The organism is Bradyrhizobium sp. USDA 4538 (assembly GCF_024171045.1).
Lineage (GTDB): Bacteria > Pseudomonadota > Alphaproteobacteria > Rhizobiales > Xanthobacteraceae > Bradyrhizobium > Bradyrhizobium australafricanum.
In genome coordinates, this window is sequence record NZ_JALJZE010000001.1 from 4,574,923 (window position 1) to 4,593,690 (window position 18,768).

Consider the following 18,768-nt stretch of genomic DNA (forward strand, 5'->3'; position numbering starts at 1 on the left):
AATTGTAGGATGACATCGACATAGGTGGCCAGCGTCAGCTAGCCTTCGCGGTCGGGCGCCAGCCCTCCGGATCCGCTTCCCAAGCCTCGACATCGGCGAGGCGATAGACCGCCTTTCGCCGAGCAATATTGATGCGCTTAGGAAAGCGGCCTTCTCGTTCAAGACGCCAACGAGTCGGGTCAGAAAGCAAAGTGCGCTTTTCGGCCACGGCGATAGGGATGAAGGGCGATGATATCATTTGGCATACCTTTAGGTTCGCGCTGGACGGAATATCCAGCACGGCCTCCGGTGCGACCCCTCTCGGGTTAGCCAAACGACGATGACCGGCTTCTCTTTTGTAGATGCCCTGGACCGATCATCACGTCCATCACGGCTAAAATTGTTCATGATTTGCGTTCTGAGGGCAACAGAAAGATCAGATTATGAACAAAAGATGCCCGGGCGGTCCCGGGCATCTCGTCATCGTCGGCGGGGATCGTCAGTTCACGGTCCCGAGGTGCGGCACCAGCTGGACGTCCCTGGCATCCGCGTGAGCGATCTGGCGCGCGGCGTCGACCGCGAAGCCCAGCGCCCCGTCAATCGACGACAGCGGCATTATGATCGTGCACTGCGTGTCCCACGCAGCATCCGCGGCGATGCTGAAATGCAGGCGAATGAGCCCGCCGCCGATCGGCTCGACCTTGTTGAGCTGGGTTGCGGTGTATTCAGGGGCGCGCCGGCTGGTTGCGGACCTCCTCATGCGAGCACCCGTTCCAGATCCTCGGCGAGCGACAACGCGACGTCATGCTGGCGGAGATCGACCTGCACTGCGCGGGCCTTAGCCAACAGGCCGGCGGTGCCGACGGAGGGCACCGTGGCTAGCGTGTCCCAGTGTGTGGCCCTCTGGGTCTCCATCGCCTGATATTCCGGATGCTCGTCATCGTCATCGTTGGCGTCGAGAAAGGCCTCAAGGGCATCGCGCAGCTGGACCACACCGGCCGCGGCGTCGACCAGGGCGGCGTCGGCGCCCACCGGCGCGGCTGCGGCTACGGCGGGGACAAGGGCGGCGACGGCTGCCGCGGCGAGAAACCGCCTTCGAGACGTGGTATCTTTGGTCTTAGCCTGTGACATGGAAGCGACTCCGTGTTGCTGGGTTAGAGCCGAGGCGGAAGCTCCAACTTCCCCTCGGCTTGCTTTTATGGTAGCACCGTAATTATGGGAAAGTCAATTACGGTAGCACCAAAAAAGAAGCGCGGACGGCCGCCCTCCGGCGGGCGTGATCCTGGCGTGCACATTCGACTACCCGAGGAAATGATCGCGGCGATCGATGCCTATTCGGCTGCCGAGCAAGTCAGCCGATCAGAGGCAATTCGCCAATTGGTCGAGATCGGACTCAAGACCAAGCGGAGCCCTTAACTACCCCGTGAAACCACGGTTGCGGTCGCTCGAAGGTTGCATGAGACTTGAGCTTTTCAAAGTCGGGGCAGCATTTCGATGGAAGATACCGGAACGGGCCTGCTCTGGGCCTTAGCGTTCATGGCCATTGCAGCAATCTGGGTTGGTTGGTTGGCCCAATCGTGGAAGCGCAGGACGGGTGCAGCATGGGGCTGTGGCACATTCGTCTTCATCTTAATTCCGCTCTTCGTCTTCCTCTACTTCGGGACGGCTATGCGAAAGCCGGAATTGTATAAGGACGGCATGGGCTGGGCTGTGCTCGGTTTCATGGTTGCGCTCGGTGTTTCGCTCTTCATGCTGATCATCATCGCTACGCTGCCGAAGCGGAAAGAATGAGCCTGCACACAAAGGGGCAATTCACGGCGGTTGCCATGCTGGTGCTACTGGCCCTTGCCATCGGCTGGAGCCTGTGGCGCTGATCACTTCGTCACGCGCCCCGAGCAGAACGAGACGATATCTGAGCCGCCGCTCACAACTGGCGGCCCGTTAAATGTCTTGATGAATTTCGCTCCATCGACTGACGACAAGATCGCAAACTTATTCGGCGAACCGGTCGGTGTGATAGCAACGCACACGACAGTTGGCACGTCGTTTGGTCCATCGCCTTTGATGACGGTCAGAGGCCCGAAATCGATATACCTCGTGTCAGCCACAAGCACGTTCTGCCACGGCTGGGCGTTGTCGTCTTCCTTTGCCGCGAGATCGTCGCAGCGCTGAACGAATCTGGCGCGATGCCGGGCGTACTTCGGCTCTTTGAACCGTTTGTCATCGACAACATTCCAGATTTTTTCGGCGTTGCTCACATCGCCTCCGGCGACGCGATAGACGAACCCGTTCACGTCGCGCTTCCTGGCCTTTTCGGAATAGGCATAGAGCAAACTCGCATCCACATTCGCGCCATTGTGGGCCCACCTAATGCCATCTGCGGAAGCCATGTCGATATTGGTATTGATGAAGAAAACACCGTCAAAGACGCTTTTCACGCCCGACACGACAAACATTTTAGTATCACGTCGATAGCCGCCAAGATTGATGAATGATGCATCACCCACATAGGCCGACGATGCCGACGTTTGTCGAATCCAATCCCACCCGTTAGTCGAGGTATAGACGCTGGGATTTTGGTCAGTCTCGTTACCGTCATTGCCGATCGCGAAGACGATGCGGTTGTCATAAGCGCCGAGCTGAACGTTGATTATGTTCTGGTAGGGATCGAGCCGGTACGGCGGATTGTAGCCAGAACCGCCGGTCACTTTTCTTTCTGGAGTCTCACTTCCGTCGATCAAGTACTGGTTGAGCAGCCTAGTTTGCCGCTTCTGTCCCATGACGTCATTACGGTAGCCGCGCTGCTTCAGAGAGAGAATTACTTCTTGCTCGATGTATTGCGATTTGTCCTTGGTGCTATCGTCCCGCTGGTACTCCTCTCTCGGAAAAACAAACGCATCCTGGCCTGCCTTGAATGCGGCCTCTGCAGCGTCGTCGATGTTGGTGTCGTAGTGAATTATCTTGCGAACTTCGACAGTACGGGCGGTCGTCAGTTCGCTGTCAACGCTCGCCAGAAATCGATCTTGAGCTGTGCCGCCGTTGTCTTCGGTTCCAGTCTCGACGCGCGCGCGCATGCCCTTGATGATACGGACGGGCACCCACTCATCAGGGTCGTCAGGGTCCTGCGTCTCGGGATCACAGACCTTTAGGATTTCGGTGCTGCGCGACGGTGTCCCGTCCGGATCATAGTCGTCTGAATTCGGGTCGTCGCACCAGCGGAATTTGCGCTGCAGGCCTTGTGAATGGCCCGTTGACATCTGGGTCTTGCTCTTGGCGATGTCGATGCGCTCGACGTCGACCCAAAGGTCTTCTAGACGTTCGCCTTTTTTGTTCACACCGAAGATGCGGGTAATGTGCATCTTGCGCGTTTCGGGAGGATCAGTCGCCATCAGAGGTTAAATCTCACCCTTGATGACCTTGCTGTCGTCCCATTCGGCGAGCATTTCCGGCGTAGCCTCAGTGTGCTCGACCTCGGGCGCGATGTTGTCATCCGAGCGGCACGCAATGCGAAGCGCGAGCGCGGCGAGATGATCTTGAACGAAAGCAGCATTGCCCCTGAAGTGGGTGCCATCATCCTTGTTTGACCAGTGGATCACGAGCCTGCGCTCGACGTCGCCTTCGTTCCAGAAAACTACATAGGAATCGTAGCTGCCGATAAAGTTCACGAGAGCGGGATTGATGTCGTCAAGCGTCAGGGGCCGTGAGCGCTTTGCGTCCGCGGACTCTCTGATCATTGAAAGCATTTGCCCGAAAACGATTTCGTCGCGGTCCATATTTTTCATCTCATCTATACCAGCTCGGCGCCTCACCTGTTCGGGCCACGGCGCTATCGCGCGCTGCTTTCTTCATCTGATCCAGAACGTTCTTCTCAATTTTTACAGGATAATTGCCGCTATTGGTGCGAAGATCGACGACATGATGTTCACCGCCGCCAGAACTGCTCTCGCTCAGCAAAGGTTCCGATCCGTGACCGATGCTGCCATCGAAGCCAACTGCACCGCCGATCGCAAGTTGCGGCAGGCTGATTTGTCTGCGGAGAAGGTTGCCGATGGCACCACCGCCAGCGAAGTGTCCAATCGGGCCGCCTTCAGCGACGTAAGTGTCGGCATCATCGCTATGACCAAAGCGGCCGACGAAGTCCGACTTGTATTTGTTCTTCGATGGCTTCTGGTTCATGCCGGCTTTGGACTGCGCCAGCGCTGATTTGACGAGCGGATCGTCGAGAAGCGGATCGCCTGGCACATGGAGAATACCGTCGATAAATGCTCCGCCGGTGGTCGGGTCGAATTGGATCTGGTGATCGCCGGGTCCGAGTGTATTGGCGTTGGCGAGCGTGCGCCCGATAACATCGCCGGTGTCGCCATCATCTTCAGCATCGCCGCCGTCAGCGAACCGTTTCACCGCGCCACCACTCGCGAGCCCGGGAGCTCCGGAGTTCAACCAGTCGAGGTTCGCGCGACCGAGCTTCTTTGCTGAACTCGCGCGGATCACATACTCACCATCTGAAAGCATTGCTGGGATACTGTCGGAGGTCGACGTTCCGGGCCCGCTGATATGGCCGCCGCCGTCGAGCCGCCGGATCAGGCCACCCCACGCGGCCGCTTGCACCGTCACTGGAGATCCGCCGCTCGCCTTCTTGATATCCGCCGCCGCGTCGGCGATCGCTGCCGACAGCAGCGATGCGACATCACGGAACTCGGCGATGCTGCTCTTTGCGCCGTCCTCGGCATCACCCCGGATGCCGCCGGCGGCGGGTTCGTCGACCTTCAAGTCCGGCTTGTTCGCGTTGTTGGCGGCGGCCGATATCGTCTCCAGGACACGCATCAGCGCGCCTGACAGATCCGCAACCTGCTGAGGCTGCTGTACCTCACTCCGCGGTCCCAGCGTCGCCGGCTGCTCCCCGGGTGCCGGCTGTGGCGGAACAGGAGCGGATTGCATCTTGTCGCGGATGCGCTGCTGTTCCAGCTCGCGCTGCTGCAAGGGCTGCAGAAACCCGTAGGGCGCTTCTGGCGAAACCGTTGGGGTGGTGCCGGGGCTCAAGCCGAGCGCGTCTCCGACGGATCTTCCGATCACGCCGTAGCCCTTCGCGGCGTCGCGCAGGACGCCGAAGCCGAGGCCCTCCGTGGTGCCGAGCAGTTCGCCCGCGCGCGCGGCACCCGGAATCCCTGTGCGCTCGCCGAGGTCGCGGCCGCTCTCGCCGAACGCCTTCGCCAAGGGCTTGTTTGCGTCGATCCGCTGCCGGATGTGGCCGAGCCCTTCCGAGATGGTATCCGTGAACCCGGTCGCGGCTTTGCCGCTTGGCTCCCCGAAGATATCGCTCAGCGAATCCTGGATGTCGCTCAATCGACCTTTCACCCGTTCATTGGCATCACCGACGGTGCGATGCTTCTCCGCCTCCGCCCGCGCGGCGGGCTCATCACGCTGGAGCGCGCGGAACACGGCATCGGGCCGGATCACAGGCGAACGGCCCTGGCTGTCCTTCTGCTCGAGAAAGAGCGACAACTCTTCCGCGTTCCGGAACGGGAGGCCGATCTCTCCGCCGACCGCGCGGGCCACCCGGTTGGCCTGAGATGGCGACAAGCCGGAGAGACCGCCCGCGGCAAGACCTTGGGCCGAGGTGCCGTCGCCGATATCGTGTGGCTGGTACAGGCGACTGAGAAAGCCTCCGGCCTTGGCTATGGCGTCTGCAGTGGGGACGTTGTCGACCTTGGCACCGGCGATCAGCGCGCGCTGCGCGGTGAGGAATTGCTGTTCACTGACATCGGCGACGCCGAACGGGGACTGGATTTCCTGCCGACGCTTGAAGGGCAAGAATTCCTCGAATCCGCCGGCCAGGTCCTTCGGCTCCGCGTCGATCGTCCGGGCACTCTGGCGCAGTCGGCCGGCGGCACCTTCGCTGGCACCGAGAGCCTTGAGCCTCTGCTCGGTTTGCTGGGTTTCTTCGTTGATCTTCGCGAGATGCGCACCGATTGCAGCGAGCGCCGCCGGCAGACCGCCGCCAGCGATGACCCCGCCAAACCGGCTGAGCAGCCCGGTAACGCCTGACAGTGCGCCCTGGATGCCCGACGTCTCCAACACCGGTGCCAACGCCTTCTGCAGCCCGCCACCCTCCGGCAAGTCCCCGATGGCCTTGCCGGCATCAGTGATCTTCTTCTCGATGCCGGCCATCGACTGCTTGCCGATGTCGCCGATGGACTGCAGCTTGCTTTTGATGTCCTGATCGCCTTCGAGCGCGATCGAAAGCAGAATTTCATTCTTACCTTTAGCCACCAGCCTTGCTCCATTCTGCGGCGAAGAGCCCGTCAATTTCTGATGCCACCTTCTGCGCCTCCGCGTTGAGATCGAAACGCTTTGGATCACTCACTGACCGAACCCCGACAAACACCGGCAGCCAAACCTTCCGAACCTTAGTCAGCCGAACGCCCTTTCGGGTCAGCTTCAGAGGCTTATTGGCGCGGTTGACTGACACCTGACCAAACAGGAGCGGCCGTGACCCGTGCCGGCCGCTCTTCAACGGCCCGATGGTCCGAGTGTATTTTCGTGGTGACCAATGCTGCCCACCGGGCAGGTTCTTCTCAATCGGCAACCAGACGTAGGGCGAGCCAATGACCGGCTGGGGGTCCTGGAATTGACCGGCGTATTTGATCTTGTGGTAGCCAAAGATGCGCGGCGACGTGGAATCACCGGTCTTCGGATAGACGTTGACCCGGAAGGCGTTCTGCCACTTCGAGGAGAAGCCACCGGCAGCGATAGCCGATCGTCCGTTTTGCTTCAGCTTGTCGCCCGCAGCACGAAACGCGCCGGTCAGCGACGTGGCGACGCGCTTGCTTTCCTCGTTCAACATCTGGGCGACGTCGCCCTTGACCTTGATGGAAAGCTTCATCGGCTGTCCCTCGGTGATGCGATCCCGGCCGCGCGGCGCCGACGTTTCAGGTCTTCCATGTAAAAATGGACAGCCAGATGGATCATCCGGCTCGCGACCGCGATCGGATCGCTGATGTCGAGGGGAACGGCGTCCTCATCCTCCGGATCATCCGGCGCCATCGCGCGGCCGAACCTCCGCACCAGGCCGAAGGTCAGCGACTGGGCGTTCAGGTCGTCCATCTCCGCCTCAGGACCAATCGAAGCGGCGTCGTCCATGCCTGACAAGCCGACGTCGGCTGGCGGATCACCCCCGCCGCGCCAGCCCAACTTGTAGGCTTCCCGATCCAGCAGGCTGCTGCCGTACCCCGCGGCCGAAATGCCGATCGTCTCCAAGTCCTTTCGACAGGCGTCTCCTATGGGCAAGAAGACACCCATCGCGTTCGTGGTCTCTTCGTTGAACTCCGGAAAGTCCCATCCATGGTAGTGCGCAACATCCGGCGGAATTTCTGCACAAGGCTGCGTAACTTCCGCAACCTGCGCACTTTTTGCGCGGCCTTTGGACTTCGGCCGATAGTTGCGGAGCCAGCCTCCGCCAAGCTGCGACGGGTCGAGCGTGCCATCGGGCTTCGCGACTAACCGCCTCTGGCGCAAAGCATATCGAACCGCGCCTTCGCTGCAGCCTTCAGCCTTTGCGAACTCTCTTCGGCTCAATCCCATCGATCGGTTGCCTCAACTACGCGGCTGCGTAAATAAATTTGGGGGTCTGTCGCTAGCGAACCCGAGCCCTTTGTCGTTCCGCATTATTTTTTTTCCGCTCAGGAGTACCTTGGAAACTCAGGAGCCCAGATGGCTGCCGGGCCTGCCTGCGCTGCTCGTAGATCGACGCGACCCACTCCGGTGTGAACGGATTCTCCTGTGCTGCTGGGACGCTTGGGGCCCTCTGGGCGGGCTTTGGGGTGGTCTCGCGCTGCTGACGGCGCTGGTTGAAGATTGCCTTGGCGTCGAGGGTCATTTCGTCTGTCCTTTCCGTCGTGATCCGTAAACATCCGCAGCGAGGTTGCTCCAGCTCATGCGGTTGTTCATGCCGGCGGCTTCCGCCTGCGTGACGACGCCGATGGTGCCGATGGCTGCGCTGCACCGTTCCGCGAGTGGCGGCACTTGCCGGCCGGTCGACTGGCTGGCGATGCTGAGGCATGCGACGGCGTCCTGCGTCGACATGTCGGTGTGGTCGGCGAGATGCTCGGCGACGGCCTTGGTGCGGCCGGTGGCGAACATGGAGCCGGTGATCAAGTCGCGACGCTCGGCCGCTGCCTCGATCGCCGCGGCGCGTTCCAGCTGCTCGCGGTCGTACCAGTCCAGGTGCAACGTTGCTGCGACCCATTCCACCGAACCGGGGCGGGCTCGCTGCTTGCGCGGCGGCGACGCCGGCCGACTCTTTCGCTGCATGTAGTAGGCGTCGAACATCTCAAGTCCCCTTCCTGAGTAAGTGTCCGGGAGCGCGCGCCAACGGAGCAAAACACGCGCTCCCGGAGTGATGCCGGCACAGCACCGATCCATCCTCGGTACGCCCGACGGCCGGCATAGCTTCAATCCCTCTTCGGTGCGGGCATATCGCTGGCAAGGCCGAGCGCTGCGCGCGGATCCAGATCTGCCCGAGGCAACAGCCCAGCAAGTTCGCTAAAGGCCGCCTCGTCGCGTTCGGACGCCAGCGTGTCGGCATCGATCTCGGCGAGCTTGGCGATGCGCTGCTCAACGGTGAGTGCGTTGGCATCGTCGCCGGCGCCGGCCAATTCGCGATCAATCGCCGCGATGAATTCCTTAGGGAACAGCCAAGCGAGCAGACCGACCGGGTCGGTCAGATAGACCGCGGCCGCACTGCCGCCGTGCTGGGAAACACCGACGCGCTTTTGGGGAAACTCGATCGGCTCCAGCCGGTCAATCAGCGGCGACACGTCAGGTCGAGCCGCCTCGATGCGCTGCTCGAGCTGCTCGCGGATGAGTTTCTTGGCGAGAGCCACCGGGAACGGTGATGCCAAGACCGCCTGCCTGTCAGCCTTGAGGGTGCGGGTGCGGCGCGCCGCGCGCTCCAGTGCGTCGATGGCAGTTTCACCTGATTTGAGAGCCGAAGCATCGCCTTCATGCAGCCGAATGCCGCCATCCTCGGCATCGAGCAGATACCGTTCGAGGTTGGTCACGAGGCGAGCCGCGGCTTGCCAAGATGTGCTCAGCTCGGAATTACGCTCGGTCGATCGGGCCAGCGCCGCGGTCGCATTCTTGATCTCTGTATTGGCCTCGATGAGCGCGGGGTGGCTATCGTCGTTTCGACGTTCGGGCGGCATATTGGTGCGAAGGTTTTGCAGCCGACCTTCCCACGTCTGCAGGTGCAGCCGCATTTCCGAGACACTGTCGGAAACCCGGCGCAAGGCCGCGTGTCGGTCGCCCTTGATGTCGCGCAACCCGAGCAACTTGTCGCGCACCTGGTGCGGAACACGGTCGGCGATGTCGGGTGCGAAGCGGAGCGGCTCGGCACCGGCCTCGCTGCGATCCGCCCTGGCCTTGGCTTCCACTCCCTCCGACAACGTCGCGCCGCGAATGATGCTCATGTTTTTTGCTCCCAAATCAGTTGCCGAATTCGTCGCGCACCGCATTGCTCATCGCAACTTGGCAAGAATTCTCCTGATGGTTGATGGACTTGGAGTGTCCGGATTCGGCGGCGCTGTCCGAAGGATCATCCAGTACAGCTCGATCCTACCTGTTGCTGGTGGCGTCGCTGCGGATCGATCTCGGCGCCAAGCGCCCGCCGCGTAGCGGCTCAGGCCGCGCGAGATCTCATGCGCCGCGGCGTGGTCAGCGAGCTCGGCGAAGTATCGGCGCCGGCAATCGACGATGAGCGAATCCCGCTCGGCGTGTCTCGCCGGCATCACCGCGCGCAGCGCCTCCGCGGCCGCCGCTCTGTCCGAGACCGACAACTCGGCGCCGGTGGCGAGCGCGTCCGCGAGGCGGTGCAGGTCGAAAGATTTGTTCTCCGGCGGTACAAATCTTTCTTGAGGCGGGGGTAGCGCCAGCGGCCCGCCCAAAGGGCCGCGTTGGGCGCTTCCAACGCCCTTAGGGGTGTGGGGGGATTGAACACATCCGATCGAAGGGGGGATCGAAGGCGTTTGAATGGGGGATACAACACCTGATCGAAGGGGGGATAGAACCGATTGAAGGGGGATCGAAGGGGGGATCGAAGTGCAGCGGGATACCATCACCGCACCCGCTCAATGTGGCTCGTGGCTCGGCTCTTGGGGCCCGTGGTGACGGTGGTGATCTTACCGGCGGTGTACAGACGTTCCATCGCGGCGACGAAGGCCTTATCTGCGACGCCTGCAGCATCCGGATCGTTCACGAACTCGGCTGGCGCGTATCCGCGTCCTGGGTGAGGGCGCACCGGACGGCGCTGCGCATTGCGCTTATCAAGGATCCGCAGGAACAGCTCGTCGACGTCCCGTTCAGCGGCCGCGCGATGGTGCGAGGGAGCACCGCTCAAACCTTCAGGAACGAAGGTGAGGCCATCCCAGCGCAGGTTGATCTTCTCGCCCTTGCGCCCACGATTACTCTTTGTCACCTCGAGCAAGCGCGCGTCCTGGTCATCCTTGTCCGGCTCGGTCAGGCTCAACATCGACCGCACGGAGTTCCGCCAGTCGACCGAGTTTGCAGTGCCGGACCCATCCGCCATGCCGCGCACGCTCGGGTGATCTAAGAGGACGATGGCGGTGTCGTGCTCTCTGGCGATCTTTCGCAGCATTGCGAGGAAAGCTCGCACTTGCCGGCGAGCGATGGCTTCGCCATCGAAAACGGCCGCGATGGAGTCAATCACGACCAGTGCAGGGCGATATTTTCTGATCCAGCTTTCCAAACCATCGAGCAGTGGAGCTCTGGTCAGGCGGCCATCCCCGCCAGCATGAACCAGCCAGGTTTGTTCTAGGTCTGGAAAGACCAGATGCAGGTTTTCAAGGCTGTGAGGATCAACTCCCCGGTGCTTGCAAATGCGCTCAACGCGGTCGCGGATGTTGCTTTCGGGCTCCTCGCAGGAAAGGAACAATGTCACGCCGTTCTCGATCGTGCAGCCGAGCCAGTCAGCCAAGCCAGCGGCAACGTAGACCAAGAGCTGCACGAATATTTCAGTCTTGCCTGCGCCACCATTACCAGCGCCGATCGTCAAATCACCCGATGGAATTCTCGCGTGAGCAAGCCATTTCTGCTTAACAGGCTCGGTGCCTTTCCATGCTGTTGGCGTGATGGTGTTGAGTTGGGCCGACTGCACTGGGGTGGCGGTTTCCAACGTGAATATTTTTTCGCCGGGGATGATGTTCATGCTGCGGCGTCCTTCTCAGGGAACGTTGCAAGCAATCGATCACCGTCACCGTCGTAGTCGGCTAGCGCATTCAAGAAATCGTTGTAATCCTTGAACGCGTCCGGTGGGGTTCGAATAAGGACACGTCGGCCGGACCGCTGATTTGCGTCTGCGGTTCGTTTGGCTGCCGTGAGGCCAGGCTGATCATTGTCGCTGAAAATGTGCAGTTCACGAACAGTTTCCGGAACTTCGACGCGATGGAGCCGCGAGGCACCAAGGGAAGCCCACACTGGCATTCCCGTCATGATTTGTGCCGACAGAGCGGTCTCGACGCCTTCGGCAATACCCATCGTTTGGGCCGCCGGATCGAGCCGAACAGCACCGGCGCCGAGGGCACCCATCGTGATCTTGCAGGGGTTAACCGACGCCTTTTCCCCGCCGGGGGTCAGCATTGTCCGCTGCAAGGCCACAGCTAATCCATCGGGGCGCTGAAGCACGGCCACCAGCGAAAGCGAGGGTCGATGAAACAGGAGCGATTTCGGAAGAATGGGAATGCCGCGCCGCTGCAGATATTCCTCGGCGGCCGTGTCCTGCGGTGGCTCGCACTCATCGATGAAGTGCAAGGCGGCCGGGTCGGGTTTGTGCTCAGTCGGCTCGGGCGTGACGCGCGCCAGTGCTGCGCGAGCAGTGCTGATCCTGGGCGCATCAACCAAGTTTCGGGCGCGCAGCTCGTCGAGGACGTCATCGAACGAGCAGCCGGCAAAGCATTTCAGCAGGAGCTTGCCGTCGCCACCATGGATCGAGAGCGAAGGAGAGCGGTCGCCGCGGCCCTTGCCGTGGGTTGGGACAGGGCAGCGCACCAGCCAGCCGCCGGCGCTCTTGCGCCCCTTCAGCGCTATGCCGATCCGATCGGCTTCGTCTTGCATCGTCATCGGCGCGCCTCCGCAGGGAAGGCGAGCTCGGCGAGCAGCATCGCGGTGGCTGGGGGCAGGCCGAATAGGTGTTGAAGGTGTTGCGCTTGGGCGGCTGCTATGTCACGTTCAACGGGCGAAACTTCCAGATTGTTTTTGCCGGTGCAGAGGTTGCCGCCCCTGCGCCGGCTTCGCGTTTCTGGATCAGGTGGCGGCCTTGACGCCGAACGCTTCGGGAACGAATTCCCCAGATTTTCCCCCACATTTGGCCGCACGTTCCATCTCGGTTCACGGTCGAGACGTGGGGGAGTGTGGAGTGGTCTGCCGAATAGTTGCTGATTTTTCAGGTGGATGGTGGTGCTGCCAGACAGGATTGAACTGTCGACCTCTCCATTACCAATGGAGTGCTCTACCACTGAGCTACGGCAGCATGCCCGGGAAAAATTGAATCGGCCCCAAGGGCCTGTCCAAGCGGGCGGTTCTTGCCACAGGCCTCCCTTTGGCGCAAGCGAAACAGCGCCCCTGTCGCCCTTGAAATCGGCAGAAATCGACGGCCTCGCCGTTGATTCCGGCCAATCTGGCCGATTTCGGCCGGATTGGGTTCCCGATCGCGCCGAAACTATCCCGATCTGCGCTTGCCGCCGAATCATATCTCCGCAACTGGCCGACCGGGCAGGGTGCGCGAGCACCCGCCATTGGCTATGCTCACCTCGCGCAGGGCGGCGGCGGTTCGAGAGTTTTGCAATGACAGGCGACCAGGACAGAGGCGGCGGGCAGGCCGGAGCCCGCGTGAAGGATTCACGACAGGATCGTCTCAAGCTGGCGCTGCGCGAAAACCTGAAGCGGCGGAAATCGCAGGCGCGCGGTCGTGACGATGCGGCCTCTTCCGAAGCCGCCCATGGTTCGCTAGATGGCGGCTCGCCAGATGACGCCGGCGGAAGCGAGCCGCGCCGTTAACCCGGTTCGTGCGCATTGTTATAAGGAAGCGGGTCGCCGAGATGGCTGTAGATGAGACGACGATCGATCGGCTGAGCGCAACCGCCTACGCCTTCCCGCGCCATGAGCAGACCTTTCCGACCCTGACCGCGCACGAGATCGAGCGGATGCGCCGCTTCGGCGAGCCGCGCGCATACCAGGACGGCGAGGCGCTGTTCGAGACCGGCAAGCCCGGACCGGGCATGTTCGTGGTGCTGTCGGGCAATGTCTCGATCACCCAGCGCGACGGCCTCGGCCATGTCGCGCCGATCATCGACCAGGGACCGGGCCAGTTTCTCGCCGAGATCGGCCAGCTCTCCGGCCGCCCGGCGCTGGTCGACGGCCATGCCGATGGGGTGGTCGAGACGCTGCTGCTGCCGCCCGACCGGCTGCGCGCGCTCTTGGTTGCGGAGGCCGATCTCGGCGAGCGCATCATGCGCGCGCTGATCCTGCGCCGCGTCAGCCTGATCCAGGGCGGCGCCGGCGGGCCGGTGCTGATCGGCCCCGCCTCGGTCGGCAACATGGCGTCGCTGCAGAATTTTTTGGCGCGCAACGGCCAGCCGCACCACCTCCTCGACCCCGCGACCGACAAGGATGCCGCCGACCTCGTCGCGCGCTATTCGCCGACGCGCGCCGAGCTGCCGCTGGTGGTCTGTCCCAACGGCACGGTGCTGCGCAATCCGTCCGAGACCGCGCTTGCGATGGCGCTCGGCATGATCGGCAACAGCGCGCATGAAAAACTCTACGATGTTGCCGTGGTCGGCAGCGGCCCGGCCGGGCTTGCCACCGCGGTCTATGCGGCGTCGGAAGGCCTGTCGGTTGCGGTGTTCGATTCCCGCGCCTTCGGCGGCCAGGCCGGCGCCAGCATGCGCATCGAAAACTATCTGGGCTTTCCGACCGGCATCTCCGGCCAGGCGCTGGCCGGGCGCGCCTTCAACCAGGCGCAGAAATTCGGCGCCGAGATGCTGATCCCGGTCTCGATCAAATCGCTCGACTGCACGAAAGCGTCCGGCGCATTCGTGCTCGACACCGCCTGCGGGCATACGCTGCGCGCGAAATCCGTGGTGGTCGCCAGCGGGGCGCGCTATCGCCGGCCCGAGATCGACAATCTCGATGCCTTTGAAGGCCGCGGCGTCTGGTACTGGGCCTCGCCGATCGAGGCGCGGCTCTGCGCCAACCAGGACGTCGTGCTGGTCGGCGGCGGCAACTCCGCGGGACAGGCGGCGGTGTTCCTGTCGGCGCATGCCCGCAAGGTCAACATGATGATCCGCGGCGGCAGGCTCGGAGCCAGCATGTCGCGCTATTTGATCGAGCGCATCGAGGCGACGCCGAACATCGAATTGATGTTCAACACCGAGGTGATCGGGCTCGACGGCGCGGAGACGCTGCAGCGGGTGCGCTGGCGCAGCCGGCTCGCGCCCGACGAGTTCACCATGGATATCCGTAATCTCTTTTTGTTTGTCGGCGCCGATCCCGCGACCGGCTGGCTCGAGGGCTGCGGCGTGCAGGTCGACCGCGGCGGCTTCGTGATGACCGGCGTGCAGACCGGCGAAGGCGCGCGCGCCGTGCCGCTGCTCGAGACCACGGTGCCCGGCGTGTTCGCGGTCGGCGACGTCCGCTCCGGATCAGTCAAGCGCGTCGGCGGCGCGATCGGCGAGGGCGCGCAGGTCGTCGCCGCGCTGCACGGCTATCTCGCTGACGCGGGTGATCACACGCTGTAGCAACGTCGATGCGACTCACGCAAACGTTTTCCCGTCATCTTGAGGAGCCGCGAAGCGGCGTCTCGAAGGATGAATCGGCCACAGTGTGGCCGTGCATCCTTCGAGGCTCGCAAGAGCTCGCACCTCAGGATGACGGATCAGATAGCTGCGACAGGTAAGGGCCGAAAAATGACGAAAGGCTGCACCCATATCGCCGGCATCCAGGATGTCACGCCGAGCGCGCTCGGCTGCGAGGAATGCCTGAAGAGCGGCAGCCGCTGGCTGCATTTGCGCATCTGCCGCACTTGCGGCCATGTCGGCTGCTGCGACGATTCGCCGAACCGGCATGCGACGGCGCATTTCCACGCCACCGGCCATCCCGTGATCGAGGGCTACGATCCGCCGGAAGGCTGGGGCTGGTGCTATGTCGACGAGGTGCTGTTCGACCTGTCGAAGCGCAAGACACCGCATAACGGACCGATCCCGCGCTATTATTGATTCAGCTTCTTACACGGCGCACGTGCCGCATCGTGTGACATGCGTGCGAAAATTTTCAGCAGTCGCCGGCGCCGGCAATTTTTGATGAGATGTCGGCCGTCCTGCCATCGAAGCATGTAGCAATTTTCCTTCACGCATCGTAACCTCGCACGCGGGTCTCAACGGGGAGTGCGCCACATGACGACATTGGTGCTTGTGCACGTCATTATCAGCCTGATTGCAATCGTCGCCGGCGTGCTCGTGATGTTCGGGCTGCTCAGCTCGCGCGCGATGCCGGGGCTGACCGCGACCTTCCTCGCGCTCACGATCCTGACCAGCGCCACCGGCTTCGTGATCCCGCCTTTGGTGACCGAGAAGCTGTTGCCGTCGCACATCATCGGCGGGCTTTCGCTGGTGCTGCTCGCGATCGCCTGCATTGCGTTCTATGCGATGCAGCTCAAGGGTGTCTGGCGTCCGATCTATATCGTGACCGCGATGGTCTCGCTCTATCTCAACGTCTTCGTGCTGGTCATCCAGAGCTTCCTCAAGGTGCCGGCGTTGCAGGCGCTGGCGCCAGCCGTGCCGCCGAACCCGCCATCCGGGCCGGTCTTTGCCGTGGTGCAGGGCATCGTGCTGGTGTTCTTCGTCCTGGTGACCATCGGTGCCTGGCGCCGGTTCAGGCCGGTCACGTTCGCCTGATCTGACAACACCTCGTCATTCCGGGGCGACGCGCAGCGTCGAACCCGGAATCTCGCAATCTAATCTCTAGATTCCGGGTTCACGCTTCGCGTGCCCCGGAATGACGCATTGGCAACAAGAGGAGCAATCAAATGCCCACCATCACCACCAAAGACGGCGTCGAGATTTTCTACAAGGATTGGGGCTCGGGCCAGCCGATCGTGTTCAGCCATGGCTGGCCGCTGTCGTCGGACGACTGGGACGCGCAGATGCTGTTCTTCGTGGGGCACGGCTTTCGCGTCGTCGCCCATGACCGCCGCGGCCACGGCCGCTCCGCCCAGGTCGCCGATGGTCATGACATGGATCACTATGCCGACGACCTCGCTTCCGTCACCGCGCATCTCGATCTGAAGAACGCCGTCCATGTCGGCCATTCCACCGGCGGCGGCGAGGTGGTGCACTACATCGCCCGCCACGGCGAGAGCCGGGTGGCGAAGGCGGCGATCCTGAGCGCGGTGCCGCCGTTGATGGTGCAGACGGCGAATAATCCCGGCGGCTTGCCGAAGTCGGTATTCGACGGCTTGCAGGCCCAACTCGCCGCCAACCGCTCGCAATTCTACCGCGATCTGCCGGCCGGGCCGTTCTACGGCTACAACCGGCCCGGCGCAAAACCGTCGGAGGCCGTGATCCAGAACTGGTGGCGGCAGGGCATGATGGGCGGCGCCAAGGCGCATTACGACGGCATCGTCGCGTTCTCGCAGACCGACTTCACGGAGGATCTGAAGAAGATCAACGTGCCGGTGCTGGTGATGCATGGCGACGACGACCAGATCGTGCCCTACGCCGACTCCGCCCCGCTCTCGGCCAAGCTTCTGAAGAACGGCACGCTGAAGACCTATAAGGGTTTTCCGCACGGCATGCCGACCACCGAAGCCGAGACGATCAACGCCGACCTGCTGGCGTTCATCAAGGGCTGAAGGTGAGAGAGGCTGTGCTCTGCGCCGCGCGTCTCAACATTGCGCAGCCTCAATCCACCTCGCCGGTGGCTTACTCCTCTCCCTACAAGGGGGAGGAATCCGAAGCATGTGCTCGCCTTACGAGGACTATGTTTCGGAAGCGCCGTGATCGGCTGGCTCACTCGAAAATTGCGCGGATCGCGGCGAACAGGCGCTTGGCGACCAGGTCCGGCTTCTCGCGGGCGCCATCGTCGGCCCAGAGCTCGCTGCCGACGCGCATCGCGCCGGTCGTGATCATCGCGACCAGCCGGGCTTTCATCCGGTCGTTCTTGTGGTTGGCGCGCTTGAGCAACGCGTTGGCGAGTTCGCGCTCAAGCCTTTCATATTTGGCCTGATCGCGCGCCTGCAGCGCTGGATTGTCGCGCTTCAGCCGCGCCAGCGCGACCGCCTCGCGCGGGTCGATCTGCTTGACCATGTCGGCGATGGCGTTCTCGGCGGCCTGCAGCATGGATTCAGTGGCCGGGCGCGCCGCAACGGCTGCGATCAGTGCCGCGGTACCGTCCTCCTGCCAGGCCAGCACCACGTCTTCCTTCGAGGCGAAATAGTGAAAGAAGGTGCGGCGCGAGACGTCGGCGGCGGCGACGATGTCGTCGAGCGTGGTCGCCTCGAAGCCGCGCTCGAGAAACAGCATCATCGCCGCCTTGGTCAGCCGCTCCCGGGTCTCCTGCCGCTTGCGCGCGCGCAGGCCCGCCGTCGGCGGCGCCGGATTCGCTTTGGATTGCATCGACTTGACCGGTTTCTTGGCCGATTTCTTGGCCGGTTTGCGCGCGGACGCCGGACGCTGCAATTTTTCACCCCTTGCAAAAATGCACTTAGTGCACATTTCGTCGGATGCGGCTGGACCCGCAAGAACCCGACGAGAAACCCGAATCGTGTCGCAAGGAGATATAAGCATGACCGGCTGGAGCACTGCAGACATTCCGCGGCAGGGCGGCAGGACCGCCGTGATCACGGGCGCAACCGGTGGACTCGGCTACGAGACCGCGCTGGAACTGGCGCGCGCCGGCGCCAATGTCGTGCTCACCGGCCGCAACGGCGCCAAGGGGCAGGACGCGCTGGCGCGGATCCGCGCGCAGCTTCCCGATGCCGCGGTGACCTATGAAACGCTCGACCTCGCGAACCTCGCATCGGTTGCCGATTTCGCCGGGCGCTTCGCCGCCACGCATACCGCGCTCGATCTCCTGATCAACAATGCCGCGGTGATGTCGCTGCCGAAGCGGCAGGTCACCGCTGACGAGTTCGAGATGCAGTTCGGCACCAACTATCTCGGCCACTATGCGTTGACCGCGCTGCTGTTGCCGCAGCTCCGCCGCGGCCACAACACCCGCGTCGTCAATCTTTCCAGCCTTGCGCATCGCTCCGGCGTCATCAATTTCGACGATCTGCAGGCCCGCCGTTCTTACGCGCCGTGGCGCGCCTACTGCCAGTCGAAGCTTGCAATGCTGATGTTCGCGCTCGAATTGCAGCGTCGCAGTGCGATCAACGGCTGGGGACTGATGAGCAATGCCGCGCATCCCGGCTACGCGCGCACCGAGCTGATCCCGAACGGTCCCGGCACCGACAGCCTGTCGTGGCGGTTCGGTCGATATTTGCAGCCGATCATGAGCCACTCCGCGGCGGCGGGCGCATTGCCGACGCTGTTCGCGGCGACCTCAGCCGCGGCCCAGCCGGGCGGCTATTACGGGCCCAACGGGTTCTACGAGTTGAAGGGCCCACCTGCGCCGGCGCGCATCATGCCGCACGCCAGGGACGCCGCGGTAGCGGAGCGGCTATGGGATATCTCGGCCGCGCTGACCGGTGTATCGTTTGACCAGGTCGCAACCGCCGCCTGA

21 protein-coding genes and 1 tRNA gene are annotated in these 18,768 nt (G+C 62.8%); 8 read left to right on the plus strand and 14 right to left on the minus strand.

Annotation, left to right across the window (positions count from 1 at the left end; genetic code table 11):
- Positions 1–34 precede the first annotated feature (34 nt).
- From J2R78_RS20580 to J2R78_RS20590, 3 genes are all read right to left on the minus strand, one after another.
- Positions 35–280: an AlpA family transcriptional regulator gene (locus J2R78_RS20580; protein WP_253606459.1), complete on the minus strand. Its 246-nt coding sequence runs from the start codon at positions 278–280 to the stop codon at positions 35–37.
- Positions 281–478: 198 nt separating this feature from the next.
- Positions 479–739 (minus strand): hypothetical protein, encoded by a 261-nt coding sequence (locus J2R78_RS20585; protein WP_253606461.1) that lies wholly within the window; start codon positions 737–739, stop codon positions 479–481.
- Positions 736–1,110, minus strand: a complete 375-nt coding sequence (locus tag J2R78_RS20590) for a hypothetical protein (RefSeq protein ID WP_253606463.1) — start codon at positions 1,108–1,110, stop codon at positions 736–738. The genes J2R78_RS20585 and J2R78_RS20590 overlap by 4 nt, the downstream gene beginning before the upstream one ends.
- An 84-nt stretch (positions 1,111–1,194) precedes the next feature.
- Between J2R78_RS20590 and J2R78_RS45390 the strand changes: the two genes are divergently transcribed.
- Complete coding sequence (locus J2R78_RS45390; protein WP_375167048.1) at positions 1,195–1,395, plus strand: ribbon-helix-helix domain-containing protein; 201 nt, start codon at positions 1,195–1,197, stop codon at positions 1,393–1,395.
- Positions 1,396–1,473: 78 nt separating this feature from the next.
- Entirely contained in the window at positions 1,474–1,770 is a 297-nt protein-coding gene (locus J2R78_RS20595) for a hypothetical protein (RefSeq protein ID WP_253606464.1), read from the plus strand.
- An 83-nt stretch (positions 1,771–1,853) separates the two neighbouring features.
- Here the strand turns inward: J2R78_RS20595 and J2R78_RS20600 are convergent, their stop codons facing one another.
- The 10 genes from J2R78_RS20600 to J2R78_RS20645 all read right to left on the minus strand — a co-directional run bounded on the left by J2R78_RS20600 (position 1,854) and on the right by J2R78_RS20645 (position 12,520).
- Entirely contained in the window at positions 1,854–3,368 is a 1,515-nt protein-coding gene (locus J2R78_RS20600; RefSeq protein WP_253606466.1) for a hypothetical protein, read from the minus strand.
- Positions 3,369–3,374: 6 nt separating this feature from the next.
- Positions 3,375–3,752, minus strand: a complete 378-nt coding sequence (locus J2R78_RS20605) for a hypothetical protein (protein WP_253606468.1) — start codon at positions 3,750–3,752, stop codon at positions 3,375–3,377.
- A gap of 10 nt (positions 3,753–3,762) precedes the next feature.
- The gene (locus J2R78_RS20610; protein ID WP_253606470.1) at positions 3,763–6,249 is read right to left on the minus strand and encodes a hypothetical protein; all 2,487 of its coding nucleotides are present in this window, start codon (positions 6,247–6,249) and stop codon (positions 3,763–3,765) included.
- On the minus strand, positions 6,242–6,862 hold the full coding sequence (locus J2R78_RS20615) for a DUF6441 family protein (RefSeq protein WP_253606471.1): 621 nt from the start codon (positions 6,860–6,862) through the stop codon (positions 6,242–6,244). Before J2R78_RS20615 ends, J2R78_RS20610 begins: the two co-directional genes overlap by 8 nt.
- A complete protein-coding gene (locus J2R78_RS20620) occupies positions 6,859–7,560 on the minus strand; it encodes a hypothetical protein (RefSeq protein ID WP_253606472.1) in 702 nt (233 codons plus the stop codon). The genes J2R78_RS20615 and J2R78_RS20620 overlap by 4 nt, the downstream gene beginning before the upstream one ends.
- Before the next feature lie 291 nt (positions 7,561–7,851).
- On the minus strand, positions 7,852–8,307 hold the full coding sequence (locus J2R78_RS20625) for a hypothetical protein (protein WP_253606473.1): 456 nt from the start codon (positions 8,305–8,307) through the stop codon (positions 7,852–7,854).
- Positions 8,308–8,429: 122 nt separating this feature from the next.
- On the minus strand, positions 8,430–9,446 hold the full coding sequence (locus J2R78_RS20630) for a hypothetical protein (protein WP_253606474.1): 1,017 nt from the start codon (positions 9,444–9,446) through the stop codon (positions 8,430–8,432).
- A gap of 644 nt (positions 9,447–10,090) precedes the next feature.
- Positions 10,091–11,200, minus strand: coding sequence for an AAA family ATPase (locus J2R78_RS20635; protein WP_253606475.1), 1,110 nt, complete (start codon positions 11,198–11,200; stop codon positions 10,091–10,093).
- Positions 11,197–12,111 carry a toprim domain-containing protein gene (locus J2R78_RS20640; protein WP_253606476.1) on the minus strand — a complete coding sequence of 305 codons (915 nt, stop codon included), beginning with the start codon at positions 12,109–12,111 and terminating at the stop codon, positions 11,197–11,199. The genes J2R78_RS20635 and J2R78_RS20640 overlap by 4 nt, the downstream gene beginning before the upstream one ends.
- 334 nt (positions 12,112–12,445) lie before the next feature.
- Positions 12,446–12,520, minus strand: a tRNA-Thr gene (locus tag J2R78_RS20645).
- 314 nt (positions 12,521–12,834) lie between these two features.
- Here J2R78_RS20645 and J2R78_RS20650 point away from each other — a divergent pair.
- The 5 genes from J2R78_RS20650 (at position 12,835) to J2R78_RS20670 (ending at position 16,897) form a co-directional block, all read left to right on the plus strand.
- Positions 12,835–13,047, plus strand: a complete 213-nt coding sequence (locus J2R78_RS20650; RefSeq protein ID WP_253606477.1) for a hypothetical protein — start codon at positions 12,835–12,837, stop codon at positions 13,045–13,047.
- A gap of 41 nt (positions 13,048–13,088) precedes the next feature.
- Positions 13,089–14,786, plus strand: coding sequence for a cyclic nucleotide-binding domain-containing thioredoxin-disulfide reductase (locus tag J2R78_RS20655; protein WP_253606479.1), 1,698 nt, complete (start codon positions 13,089–13,091; stop codon positions 14,784–14,786).
- A 168-nt stretch (positions 14,787–14,954) separates the two neighbouring features.
- Positions 14,955–15,263: a UBP-type zinc finger domain-containing protein gene (locus J2R78_RS20660; protein ID WP_057018148.1), complete on the plus strand. Its 309-nt coding sequence runs from the start codon at positions 14,955–14,957 to the stop codon at positions 15,261–15,263.
- A gap of 177 nt (positions 15,264–15,440) precedes the next feature.
- Positions 15,441–15,941: a hypothetical protein gene (locus J2R78_RS20665; protein WP_253606481.1), complete on the plus strand. Its 501-nt coding sequence runs from the start codon at positions 15,441–15,443 to the stop codon at positions 15,939–15,941.
- Between the two features lie 131 nt (positions 15,942–16,072).
- Positions 16,073–16,897 carry an alpha/beta fold hydrolase gene (locus J2R78_RS20670; protein WP_050382324.1) on the plus strand — a complete coding sequence of 275 codons (825 nt, stop codon included), beginning with the start codon at positions 16,073–16,075 and terminating at the stop codon, positions 16,895–16,897.
- Positions 16,898–17,054: 157 nt separating this feature from the next.
- Here the strand turns inward: J2R78_RS20670 and J2R78_RS20675 are convergent, their stop codons facing one another.
- The gene (locus J2R78_RS20675) at positions 17,055–17,660 is read right to left on the minus strand and encodes a TetR family transcriptional regulator (RefSeq protein ID WP_253606483.1); all 606 of its coding nucleotides are present in this window, start codon (positions 17,658–17,660) and stop codon (positions 17,055–17,057) included.
- A gap of 169 nt (positions 17,661–17,829) precedes the next feature.
- Between J2R78_RS20675 and J2R78_RS20680 the strand changes: the two genes are divergently transcribed.
- Positions 17,830–18,768, plus strand: coding sequence for an SDR family oxidoreductase (locus J2R78_RS20680; protein ID WP_225160832.1), 939 nt, complete (start codon positions 17,830–17,832; stop codon positions 18,766–18,768).

Bases quoted from the DNA above. Each gene is read 5' to 3' on its own strand.
- J2R78_RS20590 (WP_253606463.1), bottom strand. From the start codon at position 1,110: ATGTCACAGGCTAAGACCAAAGATACCACGTCTCGAAGGCGGTTTCTC.
- J2R78_RS20665 (WP_253606481.1), top strand. From the start codon at position 15,441: ATGACGACATTGGTGCTTGTGCACGTCATTATCAGCCTGATTGCAATC.
- J2R78_RS20660 (WP_057018148.1), top strand. From the start codon at position 14,955: ATGACGAAAGGCTGCACCCATATCGCCGGCATCCAGGATGTCACGCCG.
- J2R78_RS20680 (WP_225160832.1), top strand. From the start codon at position 17,830: ATGACCGGCTGGAGCACTGCAGACATTCCGCGGCAGGGCGGCAGGACC.
- J2R78_RS20635 (WP_253606475.1), bottom strand. From the start codon at position 11,200: ATGAACATCATCCCCGGCGAAAAAATATTCACGTTGGAAACCGCCACC.
- J2R78_RS20650 (WP_253606477.1), top strand. From the start codon at position 12,835: ATGACAGGCGACCAGGACAGAGGCGGCGGGCAGGCCGGAGCCCGCGTG.
- J2R78_RS20595 (WP_253606464.1), top strand. From the start codon at position 1,474: ATGGAAGATACCGGAACGGGCCTGCTCTGGGCCTTAGCGTTCATGGCC.
- J2R78_RS20675 (WP_253606483.1), bottom strand. From the start codon at position 17,660: ATGCAATCCAAAGCGAATCCGGCGCCGCCGACGGCGGGCCTGCGCGCG.
- J2R78_RS20640 (WP_253606476.1), bottom strand. From the start codon at position 12,111: ATGACGATGCAAGACGAAGCCGATCGGATCGGCATAGCGCTGAAGGGG.
- J2R78_RS20620 (WP_253606472.1), bottom strand. From the start codon at position 7,560: ATGGGATTGAGCCGAAGAGAGTTCGCAAAGGCTGAAGGCTGCAGCGAA.
- J2R78_RS20585 (WP_253606461.1), bottom strand. From the start codon at position 739: ATGAGGAGGTCCGCAACCAGCCGGCGCGCCCCTGAATACACCGCAACC.
- J2R78_RS20605 (WP_253606468.1), bottom strand. From the start codon at position 3,752: ATGGACCGCGACGAAATCGTTTTCGGGCAAATGCTTTCAATGATCAGA.
- J2R78_RS20600 (WP_253606466.1), bottom strand. From the start codon at position 3,368: ATGGCGACTGATCCTCCCGAAACGCGCAAGATGCACATTACCCGCATC.
- J2R78_RS20670 (WP_050382324.1), top strand. From the start codon at position 16,073: ATGCCCACCATCACCACCAAAGACGGCGTCGAGATTTTCTACAAGGAT.
- J2R78_RS20630 (WP_253606474.1), bottom strand. From the start codon at position 9,446: ATGAGCATCATTCGCGGCGCGACGTTGTCGGAGGGAGTGGAAGCCAAG.
- J2R78_RS20625 (WP_253606473.1), bottom strand. From the start codon at position 8,307: ATGTTCGACGCCTACTACATGCAGCGAAAGAGTCGGCCGGCGTCGCCG.
- J2R78_RS45390 (WP_375167048.1), top strand. From the start codon at position 1,195: ATGGGAAAGTCAATTACGGTAGCACCAAAAAAGAAGCGCGGACGGCCG.
- J2R78_RS20615 (WP_253606471.1), bottom strand. From the start codon at position 6,862: ATGAAGCTTTCCATCAAGGTCAAGGGCGACGTCGCCCAGATGTTGAAC.
- J2R78_RS20655 (WP_253606479.1), top strand. From the start codon at position 13,089: ATGGCTGTAGATGAGACGACGATCGATCGGCTGAGCGCAACCGCCTAC.